We start from the raw sequence: 12,344 nt of genomic DNA, 5'->3' as shown, positions 1-12,344 counted from the left end.
TTCACCCGTTCACCGGATCGGAGCCTGACCGGAGCACCTGGAGCTGACTGGCCGTGGCCACCCCCTGGAACACGGCCGGGTCGGCAATCTGGCCGGTCCATCGACTGGACACACTCCCCCAAGAGTCGGTGGTCACCCCTACACTCACGAGGGATGAGGGCGGATTCGCCTCGCCCAAAAGGCCAGGCGTCCCGGTGGCCGCCCACGCGCCGTCGATGTAGAGCCGGAGCTCTCGACTCACGGCGTCGTAGACACCTGCCACGTGGACCCAATTCGATGCCGAGGAGCGCGGAGCGGATACACACGAGGCTGCACCGAAGTCGGAACCCTTGCGACAGAACTCCCAGTTGTCCCCCTTGACGCCCAATGTCCCAAGGCTCGATCCGATCGACATGGCCCGATCAGACCCTCCGACCCCAGGCTTGAGCCACGCAGTCATGCTGAACGAGCTGTTGACCGTGATCACGCTCCCCGCTGAGGTCGTGTAGTTCGGCCCCGTCAGCCCTGATGTCGTCGGATCGACGAACCCGAGCACGGGCTTCGGCAGCGGGATGTTCGGCGCCTGCGGGTTCGATGTCAGCGTCCGAACAGTGTCCTTGCCCAAGGTCAGCGCGACGGGCTGGCCCTGATTCGTATCGGGGATCGAGTCGCCCAGCGGCGAGGACTGGGGCAGCGTGCGCCACACATGGCCGCTCTGGTACGACACTTTCGGGTCGTTGACCGCCGTGACCTGGTAGCTGGAGCCGTGCTTGCCGGCCTCGGAGATCGGAACGCCGGGGACGCGCGCCGGATTGCCCGCCTTGTCGTAGGAGACGGCCCAGATCGTCGAGACATTCGCGGCAGGCGCCAAGGTCACGGTCGCCTTCCCAGAAGAGTCGACGCAGGTGAAATGGACAGTCTGAGTTCCGAAGAGGCCACAGCCCGGCGTCCCATCGCGAACGTCGAAGACGAAGCCATCCGAAACAGGAGCGGCGGCCATCGTGTAGACGATGTACTCGACTCCGTCGGCAGGGTCGGTCGTGAAGGTCACCGTCAACGGCTGCCCCACCATGGCGCTTCCGGACACGGATATCTGCGGCAGGCTCTTCGGGCCCGTGTTCCGGACGTTGAAATAGCACTTGGCGGACCATCCGGAACCAAGGCCGGGTTGGTCGATCGTCTGCGCCTCCCAGGCGTAGTCGCCATCCGCAAGAGTGTTCGCCGGTATCGATGCCTTCTGCACGCCTTGCGCCGCGAGCGCAGAGTCAGCCTGCCAGATCGCGGCGCCGGGCGCCGACGCCTTGACTACGCGGAACCGGCCCTTGACGTTTCCTGCATCCGGATCGGAGAACGTCGCCTGCACGCCCAAGTCCCCGGCGTTCGAGACCCACTGTGGATCTGCCGCCGTCGAGCAACCGGTCATCGGCGAGATGAAGCCCTGGTTCGTCGGTACCGACGGTGTCGAGTTGTAGGTGACGATCAGCGTCGCCGCACGGCTAAAGTGGCGGCGCGACGGGCCCGACGTGGTGGTGGGCGCGATGACGAACTGGATCGCCGAGTCGCCGAGCTTCGACCGCACGCCGGTGGTGACGTCCCATCCGACGGGGAGGTTGGTGCCGACCGGGTTCTGCGTCTGGAGCGTCGCACCCCAGCCGTGCTGGCTCGTGCCGTTCCACGTCTGCTCCTGGTTCCAGGTGAACCCGGCGCTGCGTCCGGGGTACAGCGTGTACGTGGCGATCTTCAGCGGCTGGACACCCGTCGCGGCCATCTCGACCAGCGTGGTGTTCAGACGTGCCGAGATGATCTCCTTGCCCGCGACCGGAGAGAGCGGGAACTGGAAGAACATGTCCGACAGATACTGCTGATAAAGGCCCACGCGCAGGACGTTCGAGAACCCGGCACTGAGATACGACTGATTGGGATAGGCCTTGTCGGTGTACCAGGAGGCCGTGATTCCCGAGCTCCAGTCGGGGTCGATGTAGATCGGATACGCGATGGGATCGGCGCTCCGCGCCTTCTCCGTGAGCACCGAATCGCCGACGTCGAGCGAGACACGATCGGCCGACACCGCGTGCGTCACCGGCAGCGGCGTCTCCTCACCGCCCGGCTCGCGATAGGTGCCGCCGTTCGACGAGTCCCACCAGAGCGGCTGCCCCGCGATCAGCGGAGGAGACGCTGTCGAGCCGCCGGTGTCCGCGGTGACGGCTCCCGATGCCTCCTTGACGAGCGTTGCCCCTTGCACGGCGACGTGCAGTTTCTCAAGCGGCGCCGAGAGGGCCGCCTGCTCGGACTTCACGACGTAGATCGATGCCATGCCCGTCTTCGTCGCGCCGAGCTTCAGATCGACCCCGGAGAAGACCTCCGCATACGTTGCCGTGTCCCCGGCGATCGTCGGAACGGGAAGCGTGCCGTAGGGCCAGATCTCGGACACCCACTCACCGGAGGGCGCCTGTACCTGCGCCAGCACGTCGTCGCCTCCCGGAGAGAAGCGAACGGGCGCGGCAGACGACTTCGGCGACCACCATTGGCCGTCGCGCGTGAGGTCAGTGTCGACCGGCACCCAGGAGCCGCCCTTCGACACCCGCACGGGCTGGGATGAGGCCTCGTACTGCACCGTACCGTCGGGCATCGCAGTGGTGAGCTCGGTCGGGGTGGTCAACGAATCGACCACCACCGGCGCCCCGGTCGCAACCGCGGTGGACTGTGCAGAGGAGACCGCCGTCTGCACGGAAGGAACCCGGGGCAGAGCGCCCACCGCTGCCCCCGCCGCGATCCTCGTCGATGCGCCCACGGTCGCCGCCTCCGCGGGCACAGCCGCAGCGGCGATCAGCACCCCCGCGCAGACCGCTCCGACCGCAGAACGGATCATCGCTCCGCTGACTCGATTCGACTTCCTCTCGCGGCCTTCCCCGGGCGCCGCGCCCCCACGCACAGACTTCACCATCGCAAGCTATTGCCCGGTGATCCACCGAGACAAGGAGGCAAAAGTTCCCCAACTCGCCTGTAACGAAACGACGGTCTGCGTCCATAAGGCGCGGAAGTTCCGGAGGGCGGGACCGACGTTTTCCCACCGTCGGTTATGAGATCGTTATGCCGTAGAGGATCTGCCGCTCACCTGAAGCCACCCGGCCCGATGCTCACACGTCGGCTCGGGCGATGAAGCGCGCGGGCACCCCGTCCGCCAACCACACACGGTCGTTGCCGAAGAAGAAGGACACCCCCTCGGCCGCCGCCTCCGCAGCCGCGACACGAAGCACCACAGGCGCCGGCGCCTTGCGCGCCCCCACGGCCCGGGCCATCTCGACATCGCCGGACAGATGCACGTACTGACGCCCCATCGGCCGCAACCCGTCACTCAAGATCGTCGCGACCGTCGAGGGCGACGTGCCATGGAACAGCACCGGCGGCGGATCCCGCCTCACCTTCTCGATCCGACCCGGCAACGAATGCCCGTAGAGAGCCCGGATCCGCCCCTCCCGGATCTCGTGCCGCTGCTTCACCGCAGACGACACCATCGCCTCCACATCAGCCGCCGTCAGCTCATCCCATCCGTCCTCGCGCCGCAGCGCATCGACCAGCGACTCGACCGAGGTCCACCCCTCGGCATCGAGCTCCAGCTCGTACAACCACGGCTCATGCCGCAACGCATGCGACACCATCCTGCTCAGATCGCTCCCGATCATCTGCTCCTCCGCCCCGGATGTCTGCGCGACCCGTTCGCGCAGACATCCGGCTCGCAAGCTATTGTCCTACCCTGCCGTGGCAACCCACGGCGTCGGAGTCCGACCGAGCTGCCCGCGGCGGGCCGTCGAGGCCGTCAGGGCGGAACCGCCCTGACGAACGTCGGAAGGGCGCTATACGATCGATGACAACCCGAAGTAATGCCGTTGGAGGTGCCATGTCCGACGATGCATGGCGCCAGCGCAAGAAAGACGCCTTCTCATCGCTCTATGACACGTACTGGGGCGAGCTCACGGCGCACGTCGACGCGATGCTCGACGATCCGGACGAGGTCGCGGACCTCGTGAGCGACGTGTTCGTGCTCGCCTACCAGAAGTTCGACCCCGATCGTCCGCTCAGCCGTCGCTGGCTGCTGCGGGCTGCCGCCAACAAGGTGAAGGACCGGCAGAAGCGCGAGAAACGCCGTGAGCGCGCCATCGGACGGCTGCACGCCGAGGTGACGGCGTCCGAGCGCGGCAGCGTGCAGAGCAACGAGATGCTGCATATCGGCATGACGATCGCCCGGGTGCTCAGCGAACGCGAGTACCGTGTGTTCACCATGTGGTATTGGGAGGAGCTCCCAGGGGCGACGATCGCTTCGCGTCTCGGCATCAGCGAACAGAACGTGCGGATCATCAAGCACCGCGCGCTGAAGAAGGTCGAGAAGGCCACCAGCGACAGCCGAGGGGGTGAGCATGATGGAGGACGAGAGCACGATCGAACGGATCGTACGGGCAGCCAACCCCGCACGGTCTGAGTTCCCCCGGCCCGACGCCGCGGCGCTCGCCCGGCGCGACCGCATCATGCGCACCGCCGAGTCGAAGACCCGTCGCGCCCGCCGCGTCCGCGCCGGATGGATCGGGGCGGCGACGGCTGCGGTCGCCGTCACGGCCGTCGTGTTCGCCTCGGTGCTGGTGCCGAGGGTCGACGCCGTGGCCGGTACACCGGAGCCGCTGAAGTTCACCGGCGACCAGACCGCGGCGCAGATCATCGACACGGCGCAGAAGACCCTCGCGGACGTCCCCGGCCCCGCCGAGCCGCAGCGCAAGGTGGAGACCGTGACCTGGGCGATCATGTTCGACGCCGAGAAGGGCAAGATGATGGACGACGGGCCGATCCGCCCCGAGTTCACCACCTCCACATGGGAGCCCGACCTCACCGGCCGCGTCGTCGTCAAGGCGGTCAAGCCCTATCTTCCGGGGGAACAGGAGAACGGCAGACCCGAGATCGTCTTCACCGACAAGGTGCTGCGTGACGATCACCTGACCGCCGAGGAGAACGCGACGCCGGTCGTCGAGCCCCCCGGCGATTCGACCGAAGACGTCCGGGCGATGCTGACCGCCTACGGCATGCCGGAGAACCCGAAGCCGGACGAGGTCACGTCGGCCATCAACACCTCCCTCCAGTTCTGGACGCTGACGAACAAGCAGCAGATCGCGATGCTGGACATCCTCGAGCAGAGCGGCAAGATCACCGCTCTCGGCGTCACGAAGGACCGCCTCGGACGCCCCGTCGCCGGCCTCAGCATGCCGTCTTCGGGCGGATACAACACCGAGACTCTGCTGATCTCCCTCGACACCGGCCGGATCGTCGGCGCCGAGACGAGACGAGAGAAGCTGGACAAGGCGTTGCCGATCCCGAAGGGCACGATCATGAGCTACACACTCTGGGACGTTTCGGAAGGGAACCTCGAATGAAGCATCTGATCACGATCGCCGCGGTGGCGGCAGCACTGCTGACTGCCACGCTCGCGTCGCCCGCGTCGGCAGACGAGGTCGCCGTGGACCCCGAGATCGCCGCAGTCATGGCCGAGGTCCCCGGCGGAGTGCTCCTCGACCCCCACCACGCCGTCTGGCCCGCGCTCGACATGGAGATGCTCGTCCCCGCCGGATCCTCGGCGCGGGAGTCGAGCCTGGTCGGCATGGCCTCTGCGCAGTCGGTCGGGTCCTGCGCCACCGGCCGCTTCTGCGCCTTCAGCGCAGCGAAGATGGGCGGCGCCCAGTTGAGCTGGGGCACCTGCACCACCGTCTCCGTCAGTTCGTTCACTCCGAAGTCCATCGCCAACGCCCGGTCGTCGGGCTATGTCCAGGCGCTCAGCGGATCGACCGTGCTCGCCACCGCGAACGCCGGCGCATCAGCCAACGTGTTCGGCTCCGCGAGCTCGCTCCGCTGCGTTCCGTAAGCGCGTACACACACCCCTACGGCCCGCCCCGCGAAACACGCGGCGCGCCCATGTTGCACGAGACCGGTTTCCAGGCGTAATGTCGCCCGTCGTGGCACACGATGGCCGCGAGAACTCGGACGCCCCGCAGCTCGCAAAACGCATCCTCCTCGGCGACCCGCTCACCTCGGAACAGGTGGACGACCAGCTGCTGCCCAAGCGCATGGCGCTGCCGATCTTCGCGTCCGACGCGCTGAGCTCCGTGGCCTACGGGCCGCAGGAGATGCTGATGATCATGCTCATCGGCGGGGTGTCGTTCCTCACCCTCAGCCCCTGGGTCGCCGCGACCGTCGTGCTGCTCCTGGTCGTCGTGGTGCTCAGCTACCGGCAGCTCATCAAGGCGTACCCCTCTGGAGGCGGCGACTACGAGGTCGCGTCGAAGAACCTGGGCGAGGTTCCCGGTGTGATCGTCGCGGCCGCCCTGCTCGTCGACTATGTGCTGACGGTGGCGGTGTCGATCGCCTCCGGCGTCGACAACATCATCTCCGCGGTGCCGGAGCTCAACCCGTGGCGCGTCGAGCTCGCCGTCGGCTTCGTGGTCCTCATCGTGATCGTCAACCTGCGCGGCGTCCGAGAGGCGTCGACCGTCTTCGCCATCCCGACCTATCTCTTCATCGGCTCGGTCGGCATCATGATCGTCACCGGCCTGATCCGCACCTTCCTCGGCGACGCCCCCGCCGCCGCGAGCGCCGACTACACGGTGCAGGCCGGGAACATCGACCAGGCCGCCATGATCCTGCTCGTCCTCCGCGCCTTCTCGAGCGGCTGCTCCGCCCTGACCGGCGTCGAAGCGGTCTCCAACGGCGTGCAGGCCTTCCGCCTGCCGAAGATCCGCAATGCGCAGAAGACCCTCGTGATGATGGGCTCGATCGCCGCGCTGCTGTTCACCGGCCTCACCGCCATGGCCCTCATCGCCAACGTGCACTACGCCGAGAACCCCTGCGACCTGCAGGGCTTCGACTGCAGCCAGCCCCAGCCGAGCCTCATGGCGCAGATCGCCGCAGCGACCTTCGGCGGCGGGAGCATCCCGTTCTTCATCATCCAGGCCGCGACGGCGTGCGTGCTGCTGCTCGCCGCCAACACCGCCTTCAACGGCTTCCCGCTGCTCGGCGCCGTGCTCGCCCGTGACGGATACGCGCCGAAGGCTCTGAACACCCGCGGCGACCGGCTGGTGTTCTCCAACGGCATGATCGTCCTCGGCATCGCCGCGGTCGCGGTGCTGGTGGTGTTCCAGGCGAACCTCACCAACCTCATCCAGCTGTACATCATCGGCGTCTTCGTGTCGTTCTCGCTCGGTCAGATCGGCATGGTGCGGCACTGGAAGCGGCAGCTCCGCTCCCTCCAGCACAAGACGATCGCCCAGGCGGCCCCGGAGCGCCGCTCGGCCATCACAGGCCTCGTCATCAACGGCCTCGGCGCGTTCATGACCGTGACGGTGCTCATCATCGTCACCATCACGAAGTTCACGCACGGCGCCTGGATGGTGTTCTTCGCAATCCCTGTGCTCGCGCTCCTCATGGTCGGCGTGAAGCGCTACTACCGCGATGTGGAGCACGAGATCGCGGTCGACGACAACACGCACTTCGGAGCGGCCGGCGATGTGGCGATCGTGCTCGTGAGCCGCCTGCAGAAGCCGGTCATCAAGGCCCTCGACTATGCAATCGCCGCGAACCACGACAAGACCGTCGCGCTGCACGTCGCCCTCACGCCGCAGGACGGGGAGGAGCTGCAGAAGGAGTGGCATCGCCACCGCATCCCCGTGCCGCTGATCATCGTCGACTCGCCGTACCGCACCTATGCGCAGCCGGTGGAGCACTTCATCCGGCAGTACCGCGAGAAGCACGGCCCCTCCGTGGTGACCGTGTACCTGCCGCAGTACATCGTCGGACATTGGTGGGAGTCGATGCTGCACAACCGTCGCGCCCGCCGCATGGCGAACCAGCTCATGCTCGTGCACGGCGTCACGATCACCCTGGTGCCCTGGCTGCTCGACTCGTCGGAGCTGATCTACGGCCGGCGTTCCCGCCCGCTCCCGGGCCAGGAGCGCGCCGGGCGGCCGCTCGCGCTCTACGGGCACGGCCCCGCCGGCCGTCGCGCCCAGCGCCCCGCGGGCCCGCCCGACCCCGATGCGCACTAGCCCCGCGCCCCCGCGCCCCCGCGCCCCTGCGCCCCTGCGCCCCTGCGCCCCTGCGCCCCTGCGCCCCTGCGCCCCTGGCGGAGCATCGCGTGGTCAGTTTCGGCAGGTTTTGGGGTGAAAAGTTGCCGAAACTGACCACCCTGCAGGAGCCCACGCAGGAGTGCCCGCAGGACCGGCAGCGCAACGGCCCGTGAGGACGGCGCATGCGTCGACGCCGCGAGCGTGAGGAAAGCGTGAGGATGCCGCCGCCGGCGCTCCGCGAGGAGTGAGATCGAACACGTGCTCGATCTCATCTACGTCGCGCTGACCATCGCGCTGTTCGCCCTCGTCTCGCTCATCGCGAAGGGGGTGGAACGACTGTGATCGTCTTCGACATCGCCGCCGCGGTGCTCGCCATCGCCGCCATCGGCTACCTTCTCGTCGCCCTCATCGCTCCGGAGCGGTTCTGATGGACGCCGCCGTCGTCTGGTTCGGCGTGCTGCAGGCCGCCACTCTCATCCTCGCCCTCGTGCTGCTCTACCGCCCTCTGGGGGACGCGATCGCGCACGTCTACACCGGGGCCAAGAACCTCGCCGTCGAACGGGGCCTGTACCGACTCATCGGGGTCGACCCCTCCTCCGAGCAGACGTGGCGCTCGTATGCGCGCAGTCTGCTGCTCTTCTCCGCCGCCGGGATGCTGCTCGTCTACCTGCTGCAGCGCGCCCAGGCGCTGCTCCCCCTGTCGCTCGGTCTCCCCGCGGTGCCCGAGGGCCTCGCGTTCAACACCGCGGCGTCGTTCGTCGCCAACACGAACTGGCAGTCCTACTCCCCCGAGCAGACGATGGGGCACCTCGTGCAGGCAGGCGGCCTCGCGGTGCAGAACTTCCTCTCCGCCGCCGTCGGCATCGCCGTGGCCATCGCCCTCGTGCGGGGCTTCGCACGTCGCGGCTCCCGCACGATCGGCAACTTCTGGGTGGACATGACGCGCGGCGTCGTCCGGCTCCTCCTGCCGATCGCCTTCGTCAGCGCGATCGTGCTCGTCGCGGGCGGAGTGGTGCAGAACCTCTCCGGGTTCACCGAGGTCCACATGATCGCCGGCGGCGTGCAGCGGATCCCCGGCGGGCCCGTCGCGTCGCAGGAGGCGATCAAGCTGCTCGGCACCAACGGCGGCGGCTTCTACAACGCGAACTCGGCGCATCCCTTCGAGAACCCGACGGCGTGGACCAACCTGTTCGAGATCCTCCTGATCCTCGCCATCCCGTTCTCCCTGCCGCGCGCCTTCGGTCGCATGATCGGCGACCACCGCCAGGGCTACGCGATCGTCGCCGTCATGGGCGTGATCTTCCTCGCGTCGACGACCATCCTCTCGGCGATCGAGCTGTCCGCCCGCGGTGCGGCGCCCCAGCTCGCCGGCGCGGCCATGGAGGGCAAGGAGCAGCGCTTCGGCGTCCTCGGCTCGACGCTGTTCGGCAGCGCGTCGACGCTGACCTCCACCGGTGCGGTCAACTCGATGCACGACTCGTACACGCCTCTCGGCGGGATGATGCCGATGCTGAACATGATGCTCGGCGAGGTCGCCCCGGGCGGCGTCGGATCGGGACTCTACGGCATGCTCATCCTCGCCGTGATCGCGGTGTTCGTCGGCGGTCTGCTCGTCGGCCGCACCCCGGAGTACCTCGGCAAGCGGATCGGCCCGCGCGAGATGACCCTCGCGAGCCTCTACATCCTGGTCGTCCCCGCCCTCGTGCTGGGCGGCACGGCCCTGAGCTTCGCGCTCCCCGACATCCGCGACGACGTGACCGGCACGAGCATCCTCAACCCCGGCACGCACGGCCTCAGCGAGGTGCTCTACGCCTTCACCTCGGCGGCGAACAACAACGGCTCCGCTTTCGCGGGCCTCACGGCGAACACGCCGTGGCTGAACACCGCCCTCGGCGTCGCGATGCTGCTCGGCCGCTTCCTGCCGATCGTGCTCGTGCTGGCGCTCGCCGGATCGCTGGCCGCCCAGCAGCGCCTGCCCGAGACGGCCGGCACGCTGCCGACGCATCGACCGCTGTTCGTCGGCCTGCTGCTGACGGTCACGATCATCATCACCGCACTCACCTACTTCCCCGTGCTCACGCTCGGGCCCCTCGCCGAAGGACTGGTCTGACATGACCCTCACCGAGACCCCCGTCCCCGCGTCCGACGCCCCGGAGCGCTCCGCGACCCCGAGCCGCGCATTCGGCGGCCGACAGCTGCTCGCCGCGCTCCCCGGCGCCCTGCGCCGTCTCAACCCCGCGACGCTGCTGCGCAATCCCGTGATCCTGCTGGTGTGGGTCGGCGCCGCGTTCACCACGGTGCTCGCGATCGCCGAACCGCTCCTCAGCGGGCCGGCGCAGGACGTGCCGTCCGGCTTCACCGCCGCGATCGCGGGCTGGCTGTGGCTCACGGTACTGTTCGCGAACCTCGCCGAGTCGGTGGCGGAGGGGCGCGGCAAGGCGCAGGCGGCCAGTCTGCGGCGCACCCGCACCTCGACGATGGCCGGCCGGGTGCGCGGCTACGATCCGGTGGGCGACGCGGCCGCAGAGCGGACGCCGGTCGAGGAGGTCGCCTCGTCGGAGCTGCAGCGCGACGACGTCGTGATCGTCGCCGCGGGCGACCTCATCCCCGGCGACGGCGACATCGTGGCCGGCATCGCGACCGTCGACGAATCGGCGATCACCGGGGAGAGCGCGCCGGTCATCCGCGAGTCCGGGGGCGACCGCAGCGCGGTCACGGGAGGCACGCGCGTGCTCTCCGACCGCATCGTGGTGCGGATCACCTCGAAGCCGGGCGAGACCTTCGTCGACCGGATGATCGCCCTCGTGGAGGGAGCCGACCGGCAGCGCACCCCCAACGAGATCGCGCTGAACATCCTGCTCGCAAGTCTCTCGATCGTGTTCCTCGTGGTCGTGCTCGCCCTGAACCCCCTCGCAGGCTACGTCGCGTCGCCCGTGGGCATCCCGGTGCTCATCGCCCTGCTGGTGTGTCTGATCCCGACCACGATCGGCGCGCTGCTCTCGGCGATCGGCATCGCGGGGATGGACCGGCTCGTGCAGCGCAACGTGCTGGCGATGTCCGGTCGGGCGGTCGAGGCCGCCGGCGACGTGAGCACGCTGCTGCTCGACAAGACGGGGACGATCACCTACGGCAACCGCCGGGCGAGCGACGTGCGCCCGGTCGCGGGCGTCGACCCCGAGGAGCTGCTCCGCGCGGCCGCGCTCTCGTCGCTCGCCGACCCCACCCCCGAGGGCGCCTCGATCGTCGAGCTCGCGGCGGCCCGCGGCATCCGCGTCGCACAGCCCGCGGATGCGACGGCGGTCCCTTTCACCGCCCAGACGAGGATGAGCGGCATCGACCTCGCCGACGGCACGGTGATCCGCAAGGGCGCCGGCTCCGCGATCCGTGCCTGGATGGACGCGCTGGGCGCGGATGCCGGAGACGCGGCCGCAGAGGCCGTACGGCACGCCGACGAGATCGCCGCCTCCGGCGGAACGCCGCTCGTCGTCGCCGTGGCGGGGGACCCGGCCGGGGCCTCCGGCGCCCGCGTGCTCGGCGTCGTGCACCTCAAGGACGTCGTCAAGGACGGCCTGCGGGAGCGCTTCGACGAGCTGCGCAGCATGGGCATCCGCACCGTGATGATCACGGGCGACAACCCCCTCACCGCGGCGGCGATCGCCGAGGAGGCGGGCATCGACGACTTCCTCGCCGAGGCGACCCCCGAGGACAAGCTGGCCCTGATCCGCAAGGAGCAGGAGGGCGGCCGGCTGGTCGCGATGACCGGCGACGGCACGAACGACGCACCCGCCCTCGCCCAGGCGGATGTCGGCGTGGCCATGAACACCGGCACCTCGGCGGCGAAGGAGGCCGGCAACATGGTCGACCTCGACTCCGATCCGACGAAGCTCATCGACATCGTGCGGATCGGCAAGCAGCTGCTCATCACCCGCGGCGCGCTGACCACCTTCTCGCTCGCGAACGACATCGCGAAGTACTTCGCGATCGTCCCGGCGATGTTCATGGGCGCGTTCCCCGGACTCGCGGCGCTCAACCTCATGCAGCTGCACTCACCGGCGTCCGCCGTGATGAGCGCGATCATCTTCAACGCGATCGTGATCGTCTTCCTCATCCCGCTCGCGCTGCGCGGCGTCCGCTACCGGCCCGCGGGCGCGGCGCGGATGCTCCAGCGCAACCTGCTCGTCTACGGCGTCGGCGGCGTGATCGCCCCGTTCGTCGGCATCAAGCTCATCGACCTCGTCGTCAGCCTCATCCCCGGCTTCTGACGCC

The 12,344-nt window shown here is 68.8% G+C and carries 9 protein-coding genes; 7 read left to right on the top strand and 2 right to left on the bottom strand.

Features of this window, described 5'->3' with window-relative positions; all coding sequences use genetic code 11:
- Position 1: 1 nt before the first annotated feature.
- Positions 2–2,707, bottom strand: a complete 2,706-nt coding sequence (locus tag ABWO84_RS12690) for a LamG-like jellyroll fold domain-containing protein (protein WP_353115076.1) — start codon at positions 2,705–2,707, stop codon at positions 2–4.
- 409 nt (positions 2,708–3,116) lie between these two features.
- Complete coding sequence (locus ABWO84_RS12685; RefSeq protein WP_353115074.1) at positions 3,117–3,662, bottom strand: RNA 2'-phosphotransferase; 546 nt, start codon at positions 3,660–3,662, stop codon at positions 3,117–3,119.
- 215 nt (positions 3,663–3,877) lie between these two features.
- On the opposite strand from ABWO84_RS12685, the gene ABWO84_RS12680 reads away from it, so the two are divergent.
- The 7 genes from ABWO84_RS12680 to kdpB all read left to right on the top strand — a co-directional run bounded on the left by ABWO84_RS12680 (position 3,878) and on the right by kdpB (position 12,340).
- Positions 3,878–4,456, top strand: a complete 579-nt coding sequence (locus ABWO84_RS12680) for an RNA polymerase sigma factor (protein ID WP_353115072.1) — start codon at positions 3,878–3,880, stop codon at positions 4,454–4,456.
- Positions 4,395–5,396, top strand: coding sequence for a hypothetical protein (locus ABWO84_RS12675; RefSeq protein WP_353115070.1), 1,002 nt, complete (start codon positions 4,395–4,397; stop codon positions 5,394–5,396). Before ABWO84_RS12680 ends, ABWO84_RS12675 begins: the two co-directional genes overlap by 62 nt.
- Entirely contained in the window at positions 5,393–5,881 is a 489-nt protein-coding gene (locus tag ABWO84_RS12670) for a hypothetical protein (protein WP_353115068.1), read from the top strand. Before ABWO84_RS12675 ends, ABWO84_RS12670 begins: the two co-directional genes overlap by 4 nt.
- A gap of 79 nt (positions 5,882–5,960) precedes the next feature.
- Entirely contained in the window at positions 5,961–8,057 is a 2,097-nt protein-coding gene (locus tag ABWO84_RS12665) for an APC family permease (protein WP_353115066.1), read from the top strand.
- 359 nt (positions 8,058–8,416) lie between these two features.
- Positions 8,417–8,506: a potassium-transporting ATPase subunit F gene (locus tag ABWO84_RS12660; RefSeq protein WP_353115064.1), complete on the top strand. Its 90-nt coding sequence runs from the start codon at positions 8,417–8,419 to the stop codon at positions 8,504–8,506.
- The gene (gene kdpA / locus ABWO84_RS12655; RefSeq protein ID WP_353115062.1) at positions 8,506–10,188 is read left to right on the top strand and encodes a potassium-transporting ATPase subunit KdpA; all 1,683 of its coding nucleotides are present in this window, start codon (positions 8,506–8,508) and stop codon (positions 10,186–10,188) included. The genes ABWO84_RS12660 and kdpA overlap by 1 nt, the downstream gene beginning before the upstream one ends.
- A 1-nt stretch (position 10,189) precedes the next feature.
- Entirely contained in the window at positions 10,190–12,340 is a 2,151-nt protein-coding gene (kdpB, locus tag ABWO84_RS12650) for a potassium-transporting ATPase subunit KdpB (protein ID WP_353115060.1), read from the top strand.
- Positions 12,341–12,344 lie beyond the last annotated feature (4 nt).

This window comes from Microbacterium sp. (genome assembly GCF_040394595.1).
In the GTDB taxonomy this organism is placed as follows: domain Bacteria; phylum Actinomycetota; class Actinomycetes; order Actinomycetales; family Microbacteriaceae; genus Microbacterium.
The sequence above is the reverse complement of the archived record's forward strand: the minus strand, read 5'-3'. Positions and strand labels throughout refer to the sequence as shown.